This is a genomic window from Streptomyces sp. NPDC006450, assembly GCF_040612195.1.
Classification (GTDB): Bacteria; Actinomycetota; Actinomycetes; order Streptomycetales; family Streptomycetaceae; genus Streptomyces.
In genome coordinates, this window is sequence record NZ_JBEXPT010000064.1 from 1 (window position 1) to 23,830 (window position 23,830).

Genomic DNA, 23,830 nt, shown 5'->3' on the forward strand with positions numbered 1-23,830 from the left:
TCGCCGCCCGCGCCCTGCTCGTCGCCGCGTCCCGCGCCGACACCGCGGTCGCGATCCTCGCCGCCGAGCGCATGGACGCGCACGCCGCCGCGCTCGACCTCGTCGGCGCCCACTGACGGCCCCGGTCCGGGGCCGCGGAGGCTCCGGACCGGGCGCCATGCCCTGCGGGGCTCGACCGTGCACCCCTCCGCGCCCGCCCCTCAAACGCCCGCGGGGCGGGATGTGGTCGCCGCCGGCCTCACCGCGAACGCCGCGGGGCCGGACATTCCAGCCGCGCCGGCGCTCGAGGCGCGGGGTCCGGGGCGGAGCCCCAGGGAACGGGCGGAGGTCGGGTCCGGGGCAAAGTCCACGGCGGCGACCCCGCACCACGGGACCGTGGCCGGGGGCCAGATCGGACCGACCGCCTCGGCACGCTCCGTCGCGGCCGGGGGGACGCCCGGGATCTTCACCAGCGACTGGGGGCCACGGGCAGCCGGAGGCGGCTGTTCGCGGAACTCCACCGTGACGACGTACCCGCCGGGCTCCGGGAAGCCGTTCACCGCCTCGACCGAGGCCACCACGCGCCGGCTCGCCGGATCGATCCGGCAGCCGGTGATCCGCACGTCGTCGCGCGCGGCTGCCGCCGGCCGCGCTGCGGGAGCGCCGCCCGCCCAGACGTACAGCCCCAGCGGGGCGAAGACCAGCAGTCCCGCCACGAACACCAGGGCGACCAGCCAGCCCTGCCACTTCAACGCGCTCACGCCCATGGCACGATCCTCCCGGCAGCCCGCCCCGGTCACCAGCACCCACGGGCCCACACAGCATTTCGAAGTGGGACCGCCTCGTCACCTCGCGTTCACCCGACCCAGCGCGGAATGTGGGTTTCCGCGAGCACTCTGCACCCGTGAGACGCATCCTAGGAATCGCCCTGGCGGTCCTCCTGATCGGCGGCGTGACAGCCGTCATCGCCATCGGAGGAAAGAAGCCGGAGGGCACGGCAACGAAGACCGTGCGTGGCGTCATCGGTTCGGAGAAGTCCGAGTTCTTCCGCGACCCCGACGTCGTCAAGGCCCTTGCGGACAAGGGCTACACCGTGAAGACCGAAACCTCGGGCTCCTGGGCGATGGACCAACTCGCCCTGAAGGAACTCGACTTCGCCTTCCCCAGCAGCACCGAGCCGGCCACGGGAATCGAGGAGAAGGCGGGCGTGAAGGGCGCCCAGAACACCAAGCCCTTCTTCTCCCCGCTCGTCGTCATCGCCCGAGCCAACGCGGCCAAGGTCCTCACCGACCACGGCCTCGCCAAGCTGAACGGCAAGAACTCCGGCACCCTCCTCCTCGGCCCCTTCCTGAAGGCCGCCGCCGAGGACAGGAAGTGGCAGGAGATCCAGGGCGGGACCAGCGCCTACCCCGAGCTGACCGGCACGGTGTTCATCAAGACCACCGACCCCGCCACCTCCAACTCCGGCGCGCTCTTCCTCGCCACCACCTCGAACGTCGCCAACGGCACGACCGTCGTCTCCGACGAGGCCGGCATCGACCGGACCGCGCCCCTGATGAAGAAGCTGATCTCCGTCCAGGGCGCCATGGAGCAGAGCACGGACGGACCCTTCCGCGCCTTCATCAGCGGCAGCGGCGAACCGCTCATCCTCGCCTACGAGTCCCAGGTGGCCAGCCTGCTCCAGCAGAAGCAGGATCCGGGCGACATGGTGGTCCTCTACCCCGACACCACCGTCAACTCCCCGCACACCTTCATCCCGATCAGCGAGAAGGCCACGGAGCTCGGCTCCCTGCTGGCCACCGACCCGAAGCTGCGCTCGCTCGTGGTCCGCCACGGGTTCCGGCCGACGGAGGGGGTGGCCGAGTTCAACGCGGCCACCGCGCCGCACACCGCGTACCTCAACTCGGGCCTGACCGGCCTCCGCCAGGTCAGCGCACCGACCGTCAAGGTCCTGATGGCGCTGGCCGCGCGCGCCAAGGAATAGGGGGACCACACCATGACACCGACACCACCCGAAGACACTCCGCTCGTCCTCACCGCTCCCGAGCCCGTGGCCCCCGTCCGGCGCGAGCAGGCCTCCGGCCTGGTACCGCTCCAGGACGGGGTGCGCGAGGAGATGGCCCGCCGGGCCGGGGAGTACGTCGGCTCACTGGCCGGCATCGACAGCCGCTCCCCCGAGTTCGCGCACCGCATCGGGGAGATCACCGGCCTCGGCTCCGCCGACATCCGCGGCGCCGCCCAGCAGTCCAACCGCATGCTGGAGCGGGCCGTACGCTCCCTCGCCGCGGACGGCGGCGGCGACGCCCAGGCCCGCGTCGCGGGCTCACTGGTGGAACTGCGCCGCACCGTGGAGGACCTGGACCCCGGCGAGAGCGCGGGCAGCTCGACGAAGGGGCTGCGGAAGCTCGTCTCCAAGCTCCCCGGCGGCAACAGGTTCCGCGACCACGTGGCCAGGTACGCCTCCTCACAGGCCACCCTCGACCGGATCGTCGGCGCACTGCGCGGCGGCCAGGACGAGCTGCGGCGCGACAACGCCGCCCTGCACACCGAGCGCGCCCGCCTCTGGGAGACCATGGGCAAGCTCCAGGAGTACGCGGTGCTCACCGAAGCCCTGGACGCGGCCGTCGAACAGCGGATCGCCGACCAGGGCGACCCGCAGCAGGCCGACGCGCTGCGCGCGGACGTGCTGTTCCCCGTACGGCAGAAGCACCAGGACCTGCTGACCCAGCTGGCCGTCTGCGCGCAGGGCTACCTGGCGATGGACGTGGTCCGGCGCAACAACGAAGAGCTGATCAAGGGCGTCGACCGGGCCGCGACCACGACGGTGTCCGCGCTGCGGATCGCCGTGATGCTGGCCCAGGCACTGAGGACCCAGGGCGAGGTCATCCAGCAGATCAACACCCTGCGCGACACCACCGAGGGCCTGATCCGCGGCAACGCGGAGATGCTGTCCACGCAGAGCGGGGAGATCCAGCGGATCGCCGCCGACCCGGCCGTCGGCGCGGAGACGCTGCGGACGGCCTTCGCCCAGATCTACAAGACGCTCGACACCATCGACACCTTCAAGGTGCAGGCCACCGAGAACATGGCCGCCACCGTGGAATCCCTGACCGGCGAACTCCAGAATGCCTCCGCGTACCTGGCGCGCACCCGCACCGCGAGCGCCCTGGAAGGCGGCGATCGATGAACGGCATGAGCAACGGCATCAGCAACCTCATCAGCATCCGCGGCGCCGCGGCGCGCAGACGGCTCGCCGCTGTGGTGGCGCTCGCCGCCACGCTGCTCGGGGCGAGCGCGTGCACGCGGGGCGCCGACGACGCGAAGCCGGAGCAGAGCGCGTACCAGGAGGGCAAGCTGCGCGTCCTGGCCTCCAGCGAGCTGTCCGACATGGACGAGGTGCTGAAGGCGGCGAAGGCCGCCACCGGGATCGGCGTGGAACTGACCATGTCGGGCACCCTCGACGCGGTCGAGCAGATCGCCTCCGGCACGGCGGACGGCAGGTACGACGCCGTCTGGCTCTCCTCCAACGACTACCTGAGGCTGCGGCCCGAAGCCGCGGGGAAGCTGTCGAGCGAGACCCCGGTGATGTCCTCGTCCGTCGCCCTCGGCGTGAGGCCCGAGGCGCTGGCCCGGCTGGGCTGGAAGCCCGAGTCGGTGACCTGGTCGGCGGTCCACGAGGCCGTGGCCGCCGGGAGGCTGACGTACGGGATGACCGACCCGGTGCGCTCCAATTCCGGTTTCTCCGCTCTGGTTTCGGTGGCCTCCGGGCTCTCGGGCGCCCAGGCCGCACTGACCGACGCGGACGTGGCGGCGGCGCAGCCGAAGCTGAAGGAGTTCTTCACCGGGCAGAAGCTGACCTCGGGGTCCTCCGGCTGGCTGGCGACCGCGTACACGCAGCGCGGGAACGTGGACGCGCTGGTGAACTACGAGTCGGTGCTGCTGTCCATGAACCGGGACGCGAAGACGAACCTGACGGTGATCCGGCCGCTCGACGGCGTGGTCACGGCCCACTACCCGCTGACCCTGCTGACCTCGGCCCCGGCCGGGGCCCGCGCGTCGGGGCGGGTGCTGACCGAGTACCTGCGCGGCACCGAGGCGCAGAAGGCGATCACGGGGAAGACCTTCCGGCGGCCCGTCGCGGCCGGGGTGACCCCGGCGGCCGGACTGAACCCGGACAAGCGGCGGGAGCTGCCCTTCCCGGGCACCCGGTCGGTGGCGGACGGGCTGCTGGCCAGCTACGAGAACGAGCTGCGCCGGCCCTCGCGCACCGTGTACGTGCTGGACACCTCGGGCTCGATGGCCGAGGAGGACCGGATCGGCCGGCTGAAGTCGGCGCTCACCGACCTGACGGGGACCGGTGGTTCGGGCACCGGAGAGCGGTTCCGCGACCGGGAGGAAGTCACGCTGCTGCCCTTCGGCGACAAGGTGAAGGAGTCCCTGACGCACGTGGTCGAGCCGGGCAACCCCGGCCCCGCCCTGGACGCGATCCGGGGGGACGTGAAGTCGCTGCAGCCCGGCGGGGGCACGGCCGTCTACAGCAGTCTGGAGGCGGCGTACCAGCAGCTCGGCAAGGGCAACGCGGACGCCTTCACCTCGATCGTGCTGATGACGGACGGCGAGAACACCGCGGGCGTCGGCGCCGGGCACTTCGACTCCTTCTACGCGGGACTGCCCGAGGCGCAGAAGCACACGCCGGTCTTCGCGGTGCTGTTCGGCGACTCGGACCGCAGGGAACTCGCCCACATCACCGAACTGACCGGCGGGCGGCTCTTCGACGCCACCGGCGGCAACGGTTCGCTCGACGGAGCCTTCGAGGAGATCCGTGGCTACCAGTAGGGCACCGAGGCCGCGCCTCCTCACCTACGTGGAGTCGAAGAAGAACCTGGCCGGCAGTGCCTGCGGTCTGCTCGGGGTGGGCCTGGCCCTCACCGGGGTGGCCGGCACGTACTGGCCGGTGGTCGTCGCCGGGCTGTACGGGGCGGGCGCGCTCATCGCCCCGCCGGACCTGCCGCCCCCGCCGGTACCGCCGGAGCCCGCCGAGCAACTGAGCTTCGTACGGGAGGACTTCGCGCGGCTGCGGGAGTACGTCGGCGAGGTGGACCTGCCGCCGGAGCCCGCCGAGGTGCTGACCGGGCTGCTGGAGCTGTACGCGGCGATGCTGGAGCCGGGCTGGGTGGCGGGGGTGCTGGCCGCCGACCCGGAGGCGGTGCACGCGCTGACCCGGGCCATCCGCACGGACGTGCCGGAGTGCGTGGACACCTACAACCGGACCCGCTGGTGGACCCGGCTCACGGCGGGCGGCGAATCGCCCGAGCGCCACCTGGAGCGGCAGCTGACGCTGCTGCGGGAGGAAGCGGAACGCATGACGGCGGACCTCCGTGAAACGGAGGCCCGCCGTCAGCAGACGCACACGACCTATTTGGAAGGTCGCAGGGAATCCTAGGTCGGGGAATCCCGCGTCAGCCCGTGGCCGGGGACAGCCGGCCGCAGGGGTTCGGTGGGGGCTGGATCAGCCCAGGCGCTCGACGAGCGCTTCGTACTGGTCCCACAGCTCCTTCGGCGTGTGGTCGCCGTAGGTGTTCAGGTGGGCGGGGACCAGCGAGGCCTCGTCACGCCAGACCTCCTTGTCGACCGTGAGCAGGAACTCCAGGTCGGCGGCCGGCAGGTCGAGCCCGTCGGTGTCCAGGGAGGCGACGGTCGGCAGGATGCCGATCGGGGTCTCCACGCCCTCGGCGGTGCCGTCGAGGCGCTCGACGATCCACTTCAGGACACGGCTGTTCTCGCCGAAGCCGGGCCACACGAACTTGCCCGCGTCGTTCTTGCGGAACCAGTTCACGTAGTAGATCTTCGGGAGCTTGGCCTGGTCCTTGTCCTTGGCGACGTCGACCCAGTGACCCATGTAGTCACCCATGTTGTAGCCGCAGAACGGCAGCATGGCGAAGGGGTCGCGGCGCAGCTCGCCGACCTTGCCCTCGGCGGCGGCGGTCTTCTCGGAGGCGATGTTCGAGCCGATGAAGACGCCGTGGTTCCAGTCGAAGGACTCGGTGACCAGCGGCACGGCGGAGGCGCGGCGGCCGCCGAAGAGGATCGCGGAGATCGGGACGCCCTTGGGGTCCTCCCACTCGGAGGCGATCGTCGGGCACTGCGAGGCCGGGACGGCGAAGCGGGCGTTCGGGTGGGCCGCCGGGGTGTCGCTGTCCGGGGTCCAGGCGTTGCCCTTCCAGTCGATCAGGTGGGCGGGCGCCTCTTCGGTCATGCCCTCCCACCAGACGTCGGAACCGTCCGGGGTGAGCGCGACGTTGGTGAAGACGGTGTTCGCGTACATGGTCTTCATGGCGTTGGCGTTGGTGTGCTCGCCGGTGCCGGGGGCGACGCCGAAGAAGCCGGCCTCGGGGTTGATCGCGTAGAGACGGCCGTCCTCGCCGAAGCGCATCCAGGCGATGTCGTCGCCGACGGTCTCCACGGTCCAGCCGGGGATGGTCGGCTCCAGCATGGCCAGGTTCGTCTTGCCGCAGGCGCTCGGGAACGCGGCGGCGATGTACTTCGACTCAGCCCGGCCGGAGGTGGAGGGGGGCGGGGTGAGCTTGAGGATCAGCATGTGCTCGGCGAGCCAGCCCTCGTCGCGGGCCATGACGGACGCGATGCGCAGGGCGTAGCACTTCTTGCCGAGCAGGGCGTTGCCGCCGTAGCCCGATCCGTAGGACCAGATCTCGCGGGTCTCGGGGAAGTGCGAGATGTACTTGGTGGTGTTGCACGGCCACGGCACGTCGTCCTGGCCCTCGGCGAGCGGAGCGCCGAGGGTGTGGACGGCCTTGACGAAGAACCCGTCGGTGCCGAGCTCGTCGAGGACGGCCTGCCCCATGCGGGTCATGGTGCGCATGGCGACCGCGACGTAGGCGGAGTCGGTGATCTCGACGCCGATCGCGGAGAGCTCCGAGCCGAGGGGGCCCATGCAGAAGGGGACGACGTACATCGTGCGGCCCTTCATGGAGCCGCGGAAGATGCCGCCTTCCTCGCCCTTGCCCTCGAACAGCTCCTTCATCTCGGAAGGGGCCTTCCAGTGGTTGGTCGGGCCCGCGTCCTCCTCCTTCTCGGAGCAGATGAAGGTCCGGTCCTCGACGCGCGCGACGTCGGAGGGGTCGGAGGCGGCGTAGTACGAGTTCGGGCGCTTGGCCGGGTCCAGCTTCTTGAAGGTGCCCTTGGAGACGAGCTCCTCGCAGAGGGCCTCGTACTCGGCCTCGGAGCCGTCACACCAGACGATGCGGTCGGGCTGGGTGAGGGCAGCGATGTCCTCGACCCAGGTGACGAGCTCCTGGTGCTTGGTGGGGACGTCGGAAGTGGTGCCAGCCGCGATGTCGCGCGCCACGATCGCTCCTTGTTGAGGGGTTTGATTTGTGATTGCCCCGTGGGGGCCGCGACCCGGACGCTTCGCGCTCCGCTCATCCGGTGTCGACCGCACTCATCTGATCATCCGGTGCATGTGCGCATATGTCCAGGGGGCCTCTCACGTGAGCATCGCCACTCCGGTCAATCTTCCGTAAAGCTCACTAACGGAAACCTACGCAACCGTAGGTAGCATGGCGGCCATGACTTCTGACGCCGCTGCCGTGGCCGCTCCGGTGGTCGAACCCGCCGATCAGGAGGCCAAGCCGCTCATGCGCGGCTGGCTGCACACCGGCATGTTCCCCGCCGTCGTGATCGCCGGCCTCGTCCTCATGGCCTTCACCGATTCGACCCGGGCCCGGGTGGCGTGCGGGGTGTACGTCCTCACCGCGTGCCTCCTGTTCGGGGTCAGCGCCGTCTACCACCGCGGTACGTGGGGCCCGCGCGGCGAGGCCATCCTGCGGCGGCTCGACCACGCCAACATCTTCCTCATCATCGCGGGCACGTACACCCCGCTGACCGTGCTGCTCCTGCCCGACTCCACCGGCCGGACCCTGCTGTGGGCGGTCTGGATCGCGGCCACCGCCGGCATCGCCTTCCGCGTCTTCTGGGTCGGCGCCCCGCGCTGGCTCTACACCCCCTGCTACATCGCCATGGGCTGGGCGGCGGTCTTCTTCCTCCCCGACTTCATGCGCACCGGCGGCATCACCGTCCTGGTCCTGGTCATCGTCGGCGGCCTCCTCTACAGCGCCGGCGGCGTCATCTACGGCATGAAGCGCCCGAATCCCTCACCCCGCTTCTTCGGCTTCCACGAGGTCTTCCACTCCCTGACCCTGGCCGCCTTCGTCGCCCACTACGTGGGCATCTCGATCGCCGCGTACCAGCACTGAGCCGTCTCCTCCCGATCGCGCGGGGCCGCGGGGCCGCAGGCCCCGGACCCCGGACCCACCCCGCTGCCCCGCGCGATCGCAAAGAGAGGACTCAGGGCCTGCCGTGGCCCCGGCCGCCGACCGTCACGCGCCCCACCTTGTTTCCGATCAGCTCCGTGAACCACATGTTCCCGTCGGGCCCCTTCGCGATGTGGAAGGGAGTGTTGTCCGGGTTGGGCGTGGGCAGCGGGAACTCGGTGAGCTCGCCGCGCGGAGTGATGCGGCCGATCCGGTTGCGGTTGGACTCGGTGAACCAGAGGTTCCCGTCCGGGCCCGCAGCGATGCCGACCGGGCCGCTGTTGGCCTCCGGCAGCGGGAACCGCCGTACGGCGCCCTGCGGGGTGATCCGGCCGATCTCGTGGTCGAGGCCGCCGCCGTCGGTGAACCAGAGGTTCCCGTCCGGGCCGGCGGCGATGTCGAACGGGGCGCCCTCGGGATTCGGCAGGGCGAACTCCTTCACCTCACCGCGCGGGGTGATCCGCCCGATCCTGTTGGCGAAGGGCTCGGTGAACCAAAGGTTCCCGTCCGGGCCCGCGGTGATCCGGTACGGCTGGCTGCCGGGCGTCGGGAGCGGGAACTCCGTGATCCTGCCGCGGGGCGTGATGCGGCCGATCCTGTCGGCCCCGTTCTCGGTGAACCACACGTTCCCGTCGGGCCCGCCGGCGATGCCGAAGGGCCAGCTGTCCGCCTGCGGCAGCGGGAACTCGGTGACCTTGCCCCGCGGGGTGATCCGCGCGACGTGGTTGTGCTGGGGCTCGGTGAACCACAGATTTCCGTCGGGGCCGGAGGTGATGCCGTCCGGGAACCGGTCGGGGTGGGGCAGCGGGAACTCCTTGATCTTGCCGTGCGGCGTGATCCGCCCGATCTTGTTGACCGGCGCCTGGATCGTGAACCACACGTTCCCGTCGGGGCCGCCCGTGATGCCGACCGGGTTGGCACCCTCGGTCGGCACCGCGAACTCGACGATCGTCCCGACGGGCTTCGTGTCGTCTCCACCGCTCCCACCGGTCCCGCGCTGCCCGGCGAAGGCCGGGCCGGGCACGCTGAGCAGGGTGCAGGCGAACAGGACGGCGAGGCGCCGCCACCGGACCGGAGCTCGGTGGCGGCGCAGGCTGGGCAGGGTGATCTCGGGCATGGGCCCAAGGTAGAAGGAACGTCCTATTCCGGATGGTTTTGACGGGCTGTCAAACGGGTGCTCCCGCCCCCGCCGGGGTTCAGCAGGTGGAGCCGTCGCCGTCCGGGTCCAGGCGCTGCGGGTCGCTGCCGTTGACCTTCATGCGCGGGGGGTACTTGTGGGCGGCCAGCCAGTCGCAGCGGGCCTTCGTCGTCGCCTTCACCTCCGCCGGGAACCGCGTGGGCACGCACACGTTGGCCGTGCCGTAGTGCCGGTCGCAGCCGGCCACGTTCGGGGCCACCGGAGCCGAGTCCCGCTTCGCGGGGTTCTGCTTCGGGGCGGCCAGCCCGTTCGCGAAGGTGTGCTCGTGCGCGGACGGGGGCTCGGCGGTGGCCGCCAGGGCGGACGGGCCGCCCAGGTGCACCCACTTCGCGATCGACGGGATGCCGTTCGCGTCGACCGCGAAGAGCATGTACCAGCCGGGCGGCGCCAGGTTCGGGTTGCTGGTGACGTTCAGGTCGATGGTGGTGCCGTTGACGACCGTCAGCGGCAGGTCCACGAACCGCTGGTTCGGGTCCGAGGAGTGGGTGACCGCCGCCGGGCGGATCAGCTCCGCCTTGGCGACCGCCCGGTTGACGGTGATCCGCTGCGTGTCCCCGTACACCCACTGGTTGTCGATCACCGAGGTGATCTGCGGGCGCGCCCCCTTGAAGAGGTACGGCGGGGTGTAGATCGACACGTTGTGGTTGTACGTGCCGTTGCCCGGGTTGTCCCCGACCGACATGACGCGGCCGTCCGGCATCAGGAACGACGCCGAGTGGTAGGTCCGCGGGATCGGGTCGGTGGCCAGGCCCGCCTGGTAGGTGTTGGTGGTCGGGTCGAAGAACGAGGCCTCGTACACCGGGTCGGCCCGGTCGTGCAGCCCGCCGCCGGTCTCCAGCACCTTGCCGTCCGGCAGCAGCACCGCGGACACGAACATCTTGCCCTCGGCGCCGGTCTGCGGCCGCTTGCCCTGGCCCTGGTCGACCAGGCCCTGGGGGATGTCCGGGCCGGCCGTGTAGGCGGGGCTCGGCTTCTTCAGGTCGATGATGTCGGTGAGCCGGTTCGCGGCCGGGTTGCGCTCGTTGTTGCCGCCGCCGATGGTCAGGACCCGCTGGTCCTGCGCCGGGGGCAGCAGCACGCTCGCCGACTCGTCGCGCTCGTCCTTGTTCCGCAGGCCGGGCACGTCGGTGATGGTGTTGGCGTCGTAGTCGTAGACGGAGGCGCCGGTGCCCGGGGTGCCGTTGCCGAAGGTGTGGCTGCCCGAGTAGAAGAGCCGCCCGTCCTGCATGAGGATCATCGACGGGTACAGGCCCCAGTACGACCAGGTCTGGTTGACCTCGTTCATCGGCAGCCACTTGTTCTGCGCCGCCGAGAACTTCTCCGCGGTCACGTTGCCCGTGGAGTCCTCCTTCAGTCCGCCGAAGGAGATCACGTCACCGTTGCCGAGGATCGTCGCGGACGGGTACCAGTGCCCGCCGTTCATGTCGTTGGTCTTCGTGTACTTCTCGGTCGCCGGGTCGAAGGTGTACGAGTCCTTCAGCCCCTGGTAACCGATCGTCCCGTCGGCCGACGGATAGCCCTTGTTGCCGCTCATCACCAGCACCCGGCCGTCGGAGAGCTGCACGTGGCCGGAGCAGAACATGTCCACGGGCGTCGGGATCGTCTTGAACGAGCCGTTCGCCGGGTCGTAGACGGCGGAGGTGAAGGTGCCCGCGTTGAACTGGGCGATGTCGTTGCCCGAGCCCGCGATCAGCAGCACCTTGCCGTTCTTCAGCACGACGGCGTGCATCGACCGCACCGGGTTCTTGGCCGCGATCACCTCCCACTTGCCCTTGGCGCACTCCGTCGCCGTGCCCGTGCAGGTGGGCGGCGGCGGGGTCACGCCCACCTCCTCCAGCGCGTAGTCGTCGGTGGTGAGCGTGCCCACCCCGTAGACGGACAGACCCCACGCGATCTTGTCGGTGTTGGGCGGGACCGCCGGCGTACGGACCTCCGTGCGGGCCCACGCGGCACTGACGGGGGGATTCTGCAGGTCGGTCCAGTACTGCCAGCCGGCCGTCGTGTCGTGGCGGAACACCGTCACCGACACGTCCGGGGTGTTCGACTTGTACCAGGCCGACAGGTCGTACTGCCGGCCCGGGACGACCGTCGGGGCGCAGGTGCCGTTCTCGGTGACCAGGGCCTTGCGGTCGCCGTCCACCCGGCGGGTGAGCGAGACCTTCATCGCCTTGGTGCCGGAGTGCGCGTCGGCGACGGTGGCGAAGGTGAAGTCGTTGTCGCCCCAGCCGGACTTGGACCAGCAGGAGGGCATGTCGGAACCGGCCGGGCCGGCGGTCTCGAAACCGGGATTGGTGAGCAGGTTGGGCGGTCCGGCCGTGGCCTGCTGCGGTGCGCTCAGCAGCAGGCCCGCGGTCATCGCCCCGACGGCCAGCAGGGCGGCCCGCCACCTTGCCCTGCGCCGGATCTTCCTCTCCATGCGGAGCATCCCTTCGTGCGGTTCGACTCGTGCGGCTCAACTCGTGCGGGTGAGGCCCGCCTTGCGCGGGAGGTAGACGAATGCCTCCGTCGCCGCGAAACGCAGGACGAAGGTGACGACCAGGGCGAGCGCGGTCGCGGACAGGACGCCGAAGCCCCAGGTGCCGACGAACACCGCGATCAGCGGGATCCGCAGCAGCAGATCGGCGTTGGCCAGCAGCGCGAAGCGCCCGAACCGGTCGGCCCAGTGCCGGTGGCGCCGCCGGTCGCGGAACAGCAGGGTCTCGATGAGGAGGAAGTTCCACAGCACCCCGGCCTGGTTCGCGACCACCTCGGCGAGCAGGTAGTTCATGCCGGTGTGCGTGAGCATCCACAGCGCGGCCAGGTTCGGGACGAAGCCGGAGAGCCCGACCAGCCCGAAACCGATCATGCGGGCCAGCGGGGTCGCCGACCGCAGCGAGGCGAGGTGGGTCAGGAAGCGCAGGCCCTCACGGGCCGTGGACTTGGACTCCCCCGAAAAACGGTCCTGGAAGACGAAGGGCACCTCGGCCACCCGTGCCGGCCGGCAGCGCACGGCCAGCTCCAGCAGGATCTTGTAGCCCAGCGGCTTCAGCGCCTCCTCCGTGACGGCCGAACGGCGCATCGCGAAGAACCCGCTCATCGGATCGCTGATCCCGCGCAGGGCGCGCGGGAAGAGCCCCTTGGTCAGCCAGGTCGCTCCGCGCGAGACGGCGATCCGGTAGCTCCCGGCGAGCCCGGCCCGGCTGCCCCCGGCGATGTACCGGGAGGCCACGACCAGGTCGGCGCCGGTGCGCTCGCCCTCCCCGACGAGCTCGGGGACCAGGTGGGGCGGGTGCTGGAGGTCGGCGTCCATGACGACGATCCAGTCGGTGTCCGACCGCGCGATCCCCTCCACGACCGCCCCGCCGAGCCCTCCCTCGGGGCTCTCGCGGTGCAGGACCGCCACCGGGAAGGCACACTCCAGGGCGGCCTTCTCGATGACGGCCGGGGTGTCGTCCGTGGAGTCGTCGACGAACAGCACCGAGCAGGGCAGGTGCCCGGGCAGTGCGGCCGCCAGCCTGCGCAGCAACTCGACGATGTTCCCGGACTCGTTGAAGGTCGGGATGATGAGGGTGACGCTGCCCGGGGCCGGCGCCTCATCGGCGCTCTCCGGCAGGTGCGGGGCATGCGGGGCATGCGGGGCCCACAGGTCCTCACTCATGCCGGATCAACTCCCCTCGGCGGTACGGGCCGTGGGATCGGTGCGCCGGATCTCGATGCGGTCCTCACCCGTCCCGAAGACGGCAACCGCCGTCGAGTTCTCCAACGCCGCCTTCACATTGGGCAGTTGTGGCGCGTCGCGCCGGACGGTGGGCGAGGAGACCACGTAGTCGATGTCCCGCCAGCCGCCCGGCAGGGTCTTGGTCACCGCCGGGTCCAGGTCGGCCTTGTAGAACCAGATGGCCCCGAGCCCCGGGTCGAACCCGTGGTGCACGGCGTCCAGCCACAGGGCGTCGTCGACCAGCACCCGGGTCGTGGCGGGCTCGCTCACCTCGCGACCGAGCCAGGCCGCGGCCTGGCGGTACGGGGCGTTCGCGTCGACCGTGAGCGCCGTCCGGTTGCCGTCGTACCAGCGCGGGACGAGGTACACCACGGCCGCGGCGGCCAGGACGCCGATCAGCGCCCACCGCCCGTACGCCAGGGCACGCCGCTCCCCCGGCGCGCGGCGGCGGCGCAGCACGGCGTGGGTGACGCTGGCCGCGCCCCCGGCGAGGACCAGCGCCAGGAACGGCAGCGCCTGGATCACGTACATCGCCGGAAGGTAGCCGGAGGGCCGCATCGCGACGAGGGCGAGGATGACCACGGCCAGCGCCGGGCCGGCGAGGGCCCGGGCCGTGACCGACCACCGGACGGTGACCAGGAGCAGGACCGCGCCGGCCAGACCGCCGAGCGGCAGCACGGTGTCGTAGTAGAGCCAGGACTCGAAGACCCCGTGCGAGCCGGAGCCGGGGTCGAGGATGAAGCCGGAACCGGCCCGGCCCATCTGGTAGACGATCCCGCCGATGAGGGAGACGTGGCCGGAGCCGGGCAGCAGCTCGGCGTTGAGCAGCGCGTACAGGGGATACGTCACCCCGATGAGCACGCAGGCGGTGACGGCTCCGGTGACGGCGAACTTGCGGGTGTCCCGGTGGCTGTGGCGCCACATCGTCACCAGCAGCGCCGGGAGCACCACCAGCATCGTCTCCTTGGTCAGCACGGCGGTGGCGGCCGCCAGCCCGGAGGCGAAGTGGTGCCACAGGTGGCGGCTGGGTGACGCGGCGAGGCAGAAGGCCAGCAGCATCCACATCACGGCGATGTTGTCGAGGAAGATCTCCCGCTGGAGCACGACGGAGAGCGGGGAGAGCCCGAACAGGCCCATGGCGAGGCCGGCCGCCCAGCGCGGCAGCCAGAGCCGGCGCGCGAGCACGTACAGCAGGACCGCGCTGGCGGCGGAGACCGCGAGCATCGAGAACCGCATCGGCGCGACGGTCATCGAGTCGGGCACGAACAGGGACGGCAGGTAGGTCAGGCCCGCGATCTGGATCCAGCCGAGCGGGGGGTGGTCGTACCAGTAGGTGTAGTGGGCCAGCCCCTTGCCCTGCTGGACGGCCCAGGCCTGCGCGAGGTAGGTGCCCTCGTCGTCGCTGAGCGTCGGGAAGTTCGTGATGTTCCAGCCCTGCACGAGGAGGATCGCGAGCAGCAGCACCCCGCACAGCAGCAGGTCGGGACGGGAGGAACGGAACCGGACGAGCGGCCGGGCCGGCGCCGGCGGGCGGACCCCGAGTCCGCCGGTCCGCTGACGCGGGACGGCAGCCGTCGCGGTGGAGGCCGCGCCGATGACGCCGGTGGAGGCGTCGGTGACGGCGTCGGTGGAGACGCCGGTGGAAGCCGCGCCGGGCTGGGGATCAGTGGCCGTGGGCAGAGTGGTGGTCACTGGTGGCTGTCCTCTCGGATGAGGGTGCTCGGGGCGCTCGGGTCGCCGGCACTGCTGCGGACACCGGCCGGGCCCGCTTCACCGGACGGGGACGCGAGGTGGGCTCCGGTGTGGCTGGTGAGCTCCCACTCGTTGCGTCCGCGCTGCTCGCGCCAGACCGCGCGGATCGCGGCGCCGGCCAGCATGACCTGGTAGAACGGGCCGCCGACCACGAGCTTGACGTAATGCGTGAAGCGCACCCGCAGCCCGTACTGGCGGCCGAAGTCGTGCAGGCCGACCACTTCGAAGACGAAGGTCACCATCGCGGTGATCATCGGCAGGAAGGTGACGATCGCGACGCCGACGGGCACGTCGAGGAAGACGGCGACGGCGAAGTTCACCGGGATGACGACCCCGGACGTGGCCTGCATGAACGGGGTCATCAGCGTGTAGCGGGCCAGCCAGCGCTGGCCGCGGCCGGGCAGCTGCTGCCAGTCCTTCTTCCGGTACACCTGGAGGAAGCCCTGGTTCCAGCGCGTGCGCTGCTTGAGCAGGCTGACCAGGGACCCCGGGGTCTCCTCGCGGGTCACCATGTCGGAGTCGTAGGCGACGACCACCTTCTTGCCGACGGAGGAGAGCCGTACGCCCAGGTCGCAGTCCTCGGCGAGGCAGTTCGGGTCCCAGCCGCCGGCCTCGCGCAGCACCGCGGTGCGCACGAAGACGGTGTTGCCGCCGAGCGGGATGAAGCCCTTCTCGGCGTGCAGGTGCAGCCGGGAGCGGAACCAGAAGAAGTACTCCAGGCAGTTGCGCAGGCTGTACCAGCTGGAGTGGAAGTTGATGAGCTGGACCCCGCCCTGGACCACGTCGGCGTCGGTGGCGCGGAAGGCGTGGTCCACGTGGGACAGCAGCTCCGGATGGACCTGGTCCTCGGCGTCGAAGACCCCGACGATGTCGCCCCGGCAGTGCGGGAGGGCGGTGTTGAGGGCCTTCGGCTTGTTCTTGACCTCGTGGTGGTCGGTGATGACCCGTACGAGACCGGGCGCGCGGGCGGCGGCCCGTTCGGCCACCTCCGCGGTCCCGGGGTCGTCGTGGCCGACGATCACGATGATCTCGTAGTCGCGGTGGCTCGATTCCAGGAGCCGCTCGATGGTGTGCTCCAGGACCGCCTGCTCGTGGCGGGCGGGCAGGAGCAGGGAGAAGGCCAGCCGGCCGCCGCCGTCGGGGCGGTCGAAACGCGTCGAGGCGAGCGTCTCGGGCGTCCGCCAGGCATGCATCTGCCACCAGAGCGTGAACGCCGCCATCCAGAAGAGCGCGAGCGAAACCACACAGATGAACACGGATATGAACAAAGCGTCCCCCACAGACATGCCGCAACCCCAGGCGGCGATCCTTCAACCCCCCGGGGACGGACGCGCGGCGGGCTCCCCAGCCCGCCGCCCTCACTCCGCCCCCGCCTCCCCCGCGTGCGCAACCCCCGGCGCGCGCTCCCCCGGCGCCCTAGGGCGCTGTCAGTGACCGATCGGTGACTCCGAAGTCACGAGACTAGGCAGCGAACATGACGCGTAGGCACTATTCAGATAAAAACCGCGTTGCCGAACTGGCTTTCAGACAAGCGGAATTGACGCTACTCCACAGCTTTCAGGGACGAACCGTCCCCAACTGCTCGGCCAGTTCGACCGGATCGGTCGTAGGCCGCGCGCAGACGAAATGTCGACAGACGTACGCCGTCGGGAGGTCGTGCATGAGCGTGCGCTCGGCCAGAAGGGGGAACTCCCCACCACTGCCGTCCGCCGCCCCCGGCAGACCCGTCGCCACGACCGCCCCGGGCGCCGTCCCCAGCAACGCGACCCGGTGCAGCTCCGCCCGCGCCGGATCCTCCGGATGGCCGACCACGGCGACCTCGCGCGGCCCGTCGACCAGCGCCTCGGCGACGGCCAGCCCGTGCCCGATGAAGCGCGGAGCGCGCGGCCCGAGCGCGTGCACCACGGCCAGCGCCCGCTCGGCCGCCGTACGGTGCGCCTGCGAACCGGTGTGCGCGGCGTAGGAGAGCAGGGCGCCGGCGGCGGCGGTCCAGCCGGAGGGGGCCGCGGTGTCGGTCGGGTCCTGCGGCCTCCTGATCAGCCGCTCCGCATCGTGCGCGGTGTCGTACAGGGAGCCGTCCTCGGCGGTGAACCGGTCCAGGACCAGGTCGACGAGGAACCCGGCGAACTCCAGCCAGACCCCCTCCCCGGTGACGGCCCCCAGCGTCAGGAACCCCTCCGCGACGTCCCCGTAGTCCTCCAGCACCCCGGCGTTGACCCCGACGCGCCCGTCCCTGCTCGTCCGCGCGAGCCGGGCCCGGCCGGCCGCCGCGTCGAAGTGGACCCGCACCAGCAGGTCGGCGGCCTCCGTGGCCCGCTCGACCAGGTCGGGCCGGTCGAAGAAGGCCCCGCACTCGGCGAGGGCCGCGATGGCCAGCCCGTTCCACGCGGCGACGATCTTGTCGTCCCGGCCGGGCGCGGGCCGCGCCTGCCGCGCGGCGAGCAGCCGCTCCTTGAAACCGGCGAGCCGCTCGTCACCGATGTCCGGCCCCTGCACGGGCAGTTGGAGCACGGACATCCCGTGCTCGAAGGTCCCCTCCTGCGTCACCCCGAAACAGGCGGCCGCCAGGTCCCCGTCCTCCTCCCCCAGCACTTCCCGCAGCTGGGCGGGAGTCCAGGCGTAGTAGGCCCCCTCCACGTGCTTGCCGGTCTCCGGGTCCTCACTGTCGGCGTCCAGCGCCGAGGCGAAGCCACCCTCGTGGGTGCGCAGCTCGCGCACCATGAAGTCGGCGGTCTCCAGCGCGACGCGGCGCGCGAGCTCGTCCCCGGTGGTGCGCCACAGGTGGGCGTACACCCGGCACAGCAGCGCGTTGTCGTAGAGCATCTTCTCGAAGTGCGGCACGACCCACTCCCGGTCCACGGAGTACCGCGCGAACCCGCCCCCGAGCTGGTCGTAGATCCCGCCCCGCGCCATCGCCTCACACGTGTCGGCGGCCATCTGCAGCGCCCCCTCGGACCCGGTCCGGGCGTGGTGGCGCAGCAGGAACTCCAGCACCATGGACGGCGGGAACTTCGGCGCCCCGCCGAACCCCCCGTGCGTGGCGTCGTACTCCCGCACCAGCCCGAGCAGCGCCTGCGCGAGCTCCTCGGGCCCGGGGGTGCCGGCCTTCCCGTAGTCGAGCTGCCGCCCCGCGAGGTCCCGTACGATCCGCTGCGCGACCTCGGCCACCTCCTCGGGCCGCCCGACCCACGCGGTGCGCACCCCTTCGAGCACCTGCATGAAGGAGGGCATCCCGTGCCGGGGCTCGGGCGGGAAGTAGGTCCCGAAGTAGAAGGGCTCGGCATCGGCGGTGAGGAAGACCGTCATGGGCCACCCACCCTGCCCGGTGGCGGCCTGCACGGCCTCCATGTAGACGGCGTCGATGTCGGGTCGCTCTTCGCGGTCGACCTTGATGTTGACGAAGTGCTCGTTGAGGTAGGCAGCTGTTAGTTCATCAGTAAAACTTTCAGCTTCGAAGACATGACACCAGTGGCAACTCGAATATCCGACACTGAGATGCACCGGCACGCCCCGCTCCCTCGCCGCGGCAAAGGCCTCCGGGGACCAGGGCCACCAGTCGACGGGGTTGTCGGCGTGCTGAAGCAGATACGGCGAAGTCTCCTTCGCGAGGCGGTTCGGCATGCGACCATCCTGCCGCACCACCCAGCTTGCGCCTGGTTACAGGGCCGTCAGGCCGCCGGCCCGGCGGCCTCGACACGATCAGCCCACTTCCATACCGGGACCACTCGCGAATGGTCCCAGATACCGCAGCCCTTCTTCCCCGGCCTGATCACGAGGTGAGTGAAGACCGAGGCGATGACCTTACGCTTCTCCTCGAACTCCATCTCGCCCGAAAGCCATCGCTGCCGCATCGGCTCCGGCAACCGGACCCGCCCCTGCCCGTCTGTCGGAAAGAGGAGCATCTCGACGGCTTCCTCCACGAGGGGACCACTGATGGCGCATCGCCCGCAACCACGGCCTGAGGCACACATGTAGTTGTACGGGCTCTTGCGACTGCGGGAGCTCTTGCCGCCACCCATGAGCTGGTCGCACTCACCACAGCGCAGGAAACCGCTGACGAGATACTTCGGGCCGGCCTTGCGGTCGGTCAATCGCGGGCTCAGGGGCCCCCGATGCATGTACAGACTCCCTGCCGAGAACGTCGAGCAAACCTCCACCCACCGCTCAGGCGTGACGATGGCCTGCCATGCCCCGATCAGCGGTTTCCCCGCATCCGGGTCGATCAGCAGTTCCCCCCGGTTGGCACGGAAACCGTACACCCTCGGAGCCGTGATGATCTGCGTGACCGTCTGCGGGTTCGGACGACCGCCACGCGTTCCCGTGACGCCCAGCGCATCCCATTCTCGCGCCACGTGGCCCATGGAGCCACCGGTGACGCGGTGCTCGATCGCCTTGCGGACGAGCTCGGATTCCACCGCGTGCAGGGTCTGCCGGTCTTCCTGCCACCCGAAGGGCCGCGGACCGCTGTGCGGTAGTCCGTCCATGGCTCGCGACCAGTGCCAGTCCTGAAGTCGGCGGCTGCGCATCTTGCCCTCCGCGAGGGCCTCCTGGAGCGAGTCGACCCCCTGAAGGAGGCAGGCCTTGCTGTACGGGTCCCGCATGCCGTCCCGGTCGACGTACACCCTCCCCGGAGCCGAGGTGAGCGCTGCCATGAAGCGGACGAGGTCCTCCGGCCTGCGGTAGAGCCGGTCGTCCGCGACGGCGACGACGCCGCGCAACGGACCGGCCGTGAAGGCGTGGCCACGATGCAGGTCGGCGAGCAGGTGGTCGAAACCCGGGCGTTCCCGGTCATCCTTCGTCGCGTTACGTGCATTGTCCGTGTAGGTGGCGACGACCACACAGCCGTGCTCGCGGGCCCTGCGTTCGTTGATCCGATGCTGGTGGCGTACGCCGCGCGCATCACCCTGTGGCGTGTCCTGCGAGGTGCGTGCGTACGAGGCGACCGGGATGAGGCTGTCCTCGGTGGCGTGCGCCATGCCGTCCATGACCCTTTCCTCTTTCGATAGTTCGTCCGATGTTCTGCATAACGGACGAATCGAGGAACGGGTTACGTGTGCCGCGGAAGCGGGGCGCCGAGCGACCGGTTGCGCGTCAACTCCCTCTGATCTAGCTCAGATTCCCTCGCGCTCTCGACCGTCCCGAAGGACACTTGGGGCACGGTGCCGGAGCTCTCTGAGGGGGATGCCGATGCGGGACAGTCATCGCGGTGAGGCCGAGCGGCTGCTGGAACGGGCCGTGGAGGAGGAGTCCCGGCGGGGCGGCGGCGGGGCGGCGGGCACTCCGGAGGCCAAGGCGGCGCTGCTGGCGCGCGGCAAGCAGGCTCTGGACGCGCTCGCGGCGAGCGCGGCCACCGAGTACGAGGCGTACACGCAGGCCCTGGACGAGGCCGCGGCCGGGGACGAGTCGCTCGGCGAGGCCTTCCGGCGGGCGAACACCTCGACCGCGTTGCTGGTCACCGGGGTCGCGGCCGCCGCGGCGATCGTGGCGGACCTGGCCTTCGGCGTGGCGGCCGGCACGGCGCTGACCACCGGCGCCGTCGTGGGCGTGGCCGGGGCGACGGCGACCGTGGCCAAGGTGACCGCCCTGCACCTGCCCGCGGCGAACCGGCGTGCCGGGGAGCTGGGCCGGCCGGGCGGTGCCGAGCAGCTCAAGCTGCAGTGGCTGTCGGCGCTGGAGGTGCGCGGGATACGCCCCTTCCTGGAACAGCAGCGCAAGGTGGCCGCGGCGGCGCAGGCCCCGCGCAAGGTGAACGGGACCGGCAACGGTGGCTCCGCCCTTCCGCTGCGCGGTGCCAATCGCAGCGCCGAGGCCCGCCGGCGGGCCATGATGGAGCAGTCTTTCGGCCAACTTCCCGCTGTGGACGGCACGTTCGTCGGCCGTCGGGCCGAACTGGCGCGGATCGCCCAATGGGTGCACAGCGCCCGGGCGAGCACCGAGACCCGTCCGGTGGTCGTGGTGCTGCACGGGGAGCCGGGGGTGGGCCGCACCACGCTGGCGCTGCACGCGGCGCAGGCGTTGCGGGACCAGTTCAGGGGTGCCTGCGTGGTGGACCTGCGCGGCGGTGGCGCCTCCGAGAGTCCGCTGCCGACCCGTGAGGCGCTGCTGCACCTGATGAACCGGCTCGGCGCGCCGCGGGAGCAACTGCTGTTCCGCGAGGGCTCGTCGGCGGAGCAACAGGTGCGCAGGCTGGGCGAGTTGTACCACCAGCACGTGCAGGGCACCCCGGTGGCGGTGGTCCTGGACGACGCCGTGGACGCCGCGCAGGTACGGATGCTCGTGCCCGAGCGCTCCGAGAGCCTGGTCCTGGTCACGGCACGGGAGCCGCTGGAGCTGCCCGCCGAGCTGGCGGCCTGGGTGTACCAGCTGCCGGTGACCCGGCTGGCGGAGGAGGCGGGTGCGGAGCTGGTCCGGGCGGTGGGCGCGGACCAGGCGGGGGCGGGAGCCGGCGGGACGGGAGGAGCAGGAGGGGCGCCGACCGCCGGGACCGCGGCCGCCGGAACCGCGGCCGCCGTGGCGGGAGCCGGCGGGACGGGAGCCGGCGGGGCCGTGGCCGCGGGGGCGGAGCCGTCCACCGCCGTGGCCGTGCCCGCGGCCCCGTACGCGGAGGAGACCGTACGCGCGCTGCTCGCGCTCGGCGCGGGCCTGCCGCTGGCGCTGCGCGTACTGGCCCCCCTGGGGGGTGTCGGGGAGTCCCCGGAGCGGGGCGGCTCCCTGGAGGCGGCTCTGGACCTGGCCTACGCGGCCCTGCCCGAGGAGCGGCGCCGGCTGCTGCGCCGGCTCACGCTGGCGGGCCGGGCCTCGCTGGGGGCGGCGGCCGCGGCTGCGCTGATCGACGCGGACCAGGTGGAGGCCGGGCGGCTGCTGCGCGAGCTGGCGCGGGCGGGGCTGCTGGACCACGTACGCGGGGACCGGTTCCGGATGCACGACGCGGTGCGCGCGTACGCGGCGGCGCGCCTGGCGCGGGACGAGGACCGGGCCGTCGCCGCGGCGGCGCACGAGCGGCTGATCCGCACGTACGCGCAGCTCGCCGACTCGGTGATCCGGATGGTCGACGGGAAGATGTCCACGCGGGCGAACGCCCTGTCCAAGGCGAGCACGGTCGGCGGGCACGGTTTCGCCTCGCTCGACGCGGCCCTGCGGTGGCTGGACGACGAGTCGAGCTTCATCACGGCGGCGCTGCGGCACTCGGAGGGCGTGGACCAGCAGGCCGTACTCGATCTGCTGGGCGCACTCTGCGACTTCTGTCTGCTGCGCGGTGACCTGTACCGGCTCGGTGAGATCAACGAGCTCACGCAGGCCGTCGACCAGGGTCTGCTGGTGCGCTCGGTGCAGTGGCGTACGGGCATCGCGGCCCGCCAGCTGGGTGAGCTGGACAAGTCCCGCACGACCCTGACCTCGCTGGTCGACCAGTACAAGGAGGCCCGGCAGGAGGCGGGCGCGGGCATGGCGCTGGTCTCGCTCGGCATCACGCTGCACCACCAGGGCAACCTTCCCGAGGCCTCGGCACGCATCCGGGAGGCGCTGGTGCTCCAGGCGACGGACGAGCTGGCGGGTGACCGGGCGTGGGGCCTGCACGCGCTCGGCGCGGTGGAGCGCGACCGTGCGCACCTCGCGGAGGCGCTGCGGCTGCTGCGCGAGTCGCTGGGCCTGCACCGCGAGAGCGAGAGCGTGCACGGCGAGGCGTGGGCGCACCTGCAGCTCGGCCAGGTGTACCTGCGGCTGGGCGAGGTGCCGCGTGCGGAGGCGGAGCTGCGCCTGGCGCTGGAGCTGTACGGCCGCACGCGGGACGACCGCGGCCAGGCGTGGGCGCTGACCCAGCTGGGCCGGGCCCGGGTGGTCGACGGGGATCCGGGGCCGGCGCTGGACCGGCTGCGGGACGCGCTGGCCCGGCACCGGGAGGCGGAGGACGCGCGGGGCGAGGCGTGGACGCTGTACTACCTGGGTCAGGCGCTGGAGGAGGCCGGGGAGCGGGACCGGGCGGTGCGGGAGCTGGAGCGGGCCCGCACGATGTTCTCCCGGATGCGGGACGTGTACGGGCTGGCGCACGCCCGTCACCACTCGGGCCGGGTCACGCGCGACCAGCGGGCGGCGCAGACGGGGAACCTGAAGAACTCCGGCTTCGCCCGCCAGCTGCTGGTGGACGCGCGGGCGGACTTCCGGCGGATCGGGCTGGCCCACGGCGAGGCCTGGACCTGTCTGGAGCTGGCGGTGGTGGACGCGGGCAACGGGCGGACCGCGCAGGCGCTGGACCTGTGCGAGGAGGCGGTGCGGCTGTTCATCTCCTACGGGGACCGGCGCGGGGAGGACTGGGCGCGCTTCCTGCGCTGCACGCTCCTGCCGTACGCGCTCCCGGCGGCCCCGGACGAGGCGCGGACGGAGGTGGCGCGGCTGGCGGCGGCCCCCCATCCGATGCGGGACGGCCGGCTGGAGGACTGCCTGGAGTCCTACACGGTGATCCTGGGGCGCGGGGTGGACCCGGCGGAGGGCTGGCAGGCGTGGCGGCTCTCGCTCGTGCCGAACCTGCACTCGCGGGAGATCATGGGCGTCCCCGTGGCGCTGCCTTCGGTGTAGGGCGCGCGGGCCCCTGAGCGCGCGGGAGACCGCCCGCCCCGGCCGTGGACGGCGGGGCGGGCGGTCACCGCGGGCGGACGGCCCCTACGGGGCGCGCGGGCCCTCGGTCGGGGCGGGCTCGGGGGCTTCCTTGAAGTCGACCCGGCCCATGTGGTGGCTCATCGACTTCATCAGGCCCCACACCCCGAGGGCGAGGGCCGCGAACACGATGAAACCGAGGAGGCCGGGAGTCACCTTGTTCTTGTCGAAGGTGTCGCCGGCCAGCGGGAGGAGCTGGACGATTGCTTCCTGCGTAGCGCTCAT

16 protein-coding genes are annotated in these 23,830 nt (G+C 71.6%); 6 read left to right on the forward strand and 10 right to left on the reverse strand.

Annotated elements, in window-relative coordinates:
• Positions 1–200: 200 nt before the first annotated feature.
• The gene (locus tag ABZY57_RS19825; RefSeq protein ID WP_356513621.1) at positions 201–740 is read right to left on the reverse strand and encodes a hypothetical protein; all 540 of its coding nucleotides are present in this window, start codon (positions 738–740) and stop codon (positions 201–203) included.
• A gap of 143 nt (positions 741–883) precedes the next feature.
• On the opposite strand from ABZY57_RS19825, the gene ABZY57_RS19830 reads away from it, so the two are divergent.
• Genes ABZY57_RS19830 through ABZY57_RS19845 form a run of 4 tightly spaced genes read left to right on the forward strand, consistent with a single transcriptional unit; the run spans position 884 to position 5,422 of the window.
• Positions 884–1,963, forward strand: a complete 1,080-nt coding sequence (locus tag ABZY57_RS19830) for a hypothetical protein (RefSeq protein ID WP_356513623.1) — start codon at positions 884–886, stop codon at positions 1,961–1,963.
• A 12-nt stretch (positions 1,964–1,975) separates the two neighbouring features.
• Positions 1,976–3,166: a toxic anion resistance protein gene (locus tag ABZY57_RS19835; protein WP_356513625.1), complete on the forward strand. Its 1,191-nt coding sequence runs from the start codon at positions 1,976–1,978 to the stop codon at positions 3,164–3,166.
• A gap of 5 nt (positions 3,167–3,171) precedes the next feature.
• A complete protein-coding gene (locus tag ABZY57_RS19840) occupies positions 3,172–4,815 on the forward strand; it encodes a substrate-binding and VWA domain-containing protein (protein ID WP_356513672.1) in 1,644 nt (547 codons plus the stop codon).
• Positions 4,802–5,422 (forward strand): hypothetical protein, encoded by a 621-nt coding sequence (locus ABZY57_RS19845; RefSeq protein ID WP_356513627.1) that lies wholly within the window; start codon positions 4,802–4,804, stop codon positions 5,420–5,422. Before ABZY57_RS19840 ends, ABZY57_RS19845 begins: the two co-directional genes overlap by 14 nt.
• Positions 5,423–5,488: 66 nt before the next feature.
• On the opposite strand, the gene ABZY57_RS19850 is transcribed toward ABZY57_RS19845, so the two are convergent.
• On the reverse strand, positions 5,489–7,345 hold the full coding sequence (locus ABZY57_RS19850) for a phosphoenolpyruvate carboxykinase (GTP) (protein ID WP_356513629.1): 1,857 nt from the start codon (positions 7,343–7,345) through the stop codon (positions 5,489–5,491).
• A gap of 220 nt (positions 7,346–7,565) precedes the next feature.
• Between ABZY57_RS19850 and ABZY57_RS19855 the strand changes: the two genes are divergently transcribed.
• The gene (locus ABZY57_RS19855) at positions 7,566–8,252 is read left to right on the forward strand and encodes a hemolysin III family protein (RefSeq protein WP_356513631.1); all 687 of its coding nucleotides are present in this window, start codon (positions 7,566–7,568) and stop codon (positions 8,250–8,252) included.
• 91 nt (positions 8,253–8,343) lie between these two features.
• Here the strand turns inward: ABZY57_RS19855 and ABZY57_RS19860 are convergent, their stop codons facing one another.
• The 7 genes from ABZY57_RS19860 to ABZY57_RS19890 form a co-directional block, all read right to left on the reverse strand.
• A complete protein-coding gene (locus ABZY57_RS19860; RefSeq protein ID WP_356513633.1) occupies positions 8,344–9,426 on the reverse strand; it encodes a hypothetical protein in 1,083 nt (360 codons plus the stop codon).
• A 79-nt stretch (positions 9,427–9,505) separates the two neighbouring features.
• Complete coding sequence (locus ABZY57_RS19865; RefSeq protein ID WP_356513635.1) at positions 9,506–11,923, reverse strand: galactose oxidase-like domain-containing protein; 2,418 nt, start codon at positions 11,921–11,923, stop codon at positions 9,506–9,508.
• A gap of 36 nt (positions 11,924–11,959) precedes the next feature.
• Positions 11,960–13,144 carry a glycosyltransferase family 2 protein gene (locus tag ABZY57_RS19870; protein WP_356513637.1) on the reverse strand — a complete coding sequence of 395 codons (1,185 nt, stop codon included), beginning with the start codon at positions 13,142–13,144 and terminating at the stop codon, positions 11,960–11,962.
• 6 nt (positions 13,145–13,150) lie between these two features.
• Entirely contained in the window at positions 13,151–14,683 is a 1,533-nt protein-coding gene (locus ABZY57_RS19875) for a phospholipid carrier-dependent glycosyltransferase (protein ID WP_356513674.1), read from the reverse strand.
• A gap of 209 nt (positions 14,684–14,892) precedes the next feature.
• Positions 14,893–16,224 carry a glycosyltransferase gene (locus ABZY57_RS19880; RefSeq protein WP_356513639.1) on the reverse strand — a complete coding sequence of 444 codons (1,332 nt, stop codon included), beginning with the start codon at positions 16,222–16,224 and terminating at the stop codon, positions 14,893–14,895.
• A 289-nt stretch (positions 16,225–16,513) separates the two neighbouring features.
• Entirely contained in the window at positions 16,514–18,577 is a 2,064-nt protein-coding gene (locus tag ABZY57_RS19885; RefSeq protein ID WP_356513642.1) for a thioredoxin domain-containing protein, read from the reverse strand.
• Between the two features lie 47 nt (positions 18,578–18,624).
• Positions 18,625–19,941, reverse strand: a complete 1,317-nt coding sequence (locus ABZY57_RS19890) for a recombinase family protein (protein WP_356513644.1) — start codon at positions 19,939–19,941, stop codon at positions 18,625–18,627.
• Between the two features lie 202 nt (positions 19,942–20,143).
• Here ABZY57_RS19890 and ABZY57_RS19895 point away from each other — a divergent pair, with 202 nt between their 5' ends.
• Positions 20,144–23,527 (forward strand): tetratricopeptide repeat protein, encoded by a 3,384-nt coding sequence (locus tag ABZY57_RS19895; protein ID WP_356513646.1) that lies wholly within the window; start codon positions 20,144–20,146, stop codon positions 23,525–23,527.
• An 84-nt stretch (positions 23,528–23,611) separates the two neighbouring features.
• On the opposite strand, the gene ABZY57_RS19900 is transcribed toward ABZY57_RS19895, so the two are convergent.
• The gene (locus tag ABZY57_RS19900) at positions 23,612–23,830 is read right to left on the reverse strand and encodes a hypothetical protein (RefSeq protein WP_356513648.1); all 219 of its coding nucleotides are present in this window, start codon (positions 23,828–23,830) and stop codon (positions 23,612–23,614) included.

Bases quoted from the DNA above. Each gene is read 5' to 3' on its own strand.
- ABZY57_RS19895 (WP_356513646.1), top strand. From the start codon at position 20,144: ATGCGGGACAGTCATCGCGGTGAGGCCGAGCGGCTGCTGGAACGGGCC.
- ABZY57_RS19855 (WP_356513631.1), top strand. From the start codon at position 7,566: ATGACTTCTGACGCCGCTGCCGTGGCCGCTCCGGTGGTCGAACCCGCC.
- ABZY57_RS19835 (WP_356513625.1), top strand. From the start codon at position 1,976: ATGACACCGACACCACCCGAAGACACTCCGCTCGTCCTCACCGCTCCC.
- ABZY57_RS19870 (WP_356513637.1), bottom strand. From the start codon at position 13,144: ATGAGTGAGGACCTGTGGGCCCCGCATGCCCCGCATGCCCCGCACCTG.
- ABZY57_RS19840 (WP_356513672.1), top strand. From the start codon at position 3,172: ATGAGCAACGGCATCAGCAACCTCATCAGCATCCGCGGCGCCGCGGCG.
- ABZY57_RS19885 (WP_356513642.1), bottom strand. From the start codon at position 18,577: ATGCCGAACCGCCTCGCGAAGGAGACTTCGCCGTATCTGCTTCAGCAC.
- ABZY57_RS19860 (WP_356513633.1), bottom strand. From the start codon at position 9,426: ATGCCCGAGATCACCCTGCCCAGCCTGCGCCGCCACCGAGCTCCGGTC.
- ABZY57_RS19865 (WP_356513635.1), bottom strand. From the start codon at position 11,923: ATGGAGAGGAAGATCCGGCGCAGGGCAAGGTGGCGGGCCGCCCTGCTG.
- ABZY57_RS19900 (WP_356513648.1), bottom strand. From the start codon at position 23,830: ATGAGCGCTACGCAGGAAGCAATCGTCCAGCTCCTCCCGCTGGCCGGC.
- ABZY57_RS19890 (WP_356513644.1), bottom strand. From the start codon at position 19,941: ATGGACGGCATGGCGCACGCCACCGAGGACAGCCTCATCCCGGTCGCC.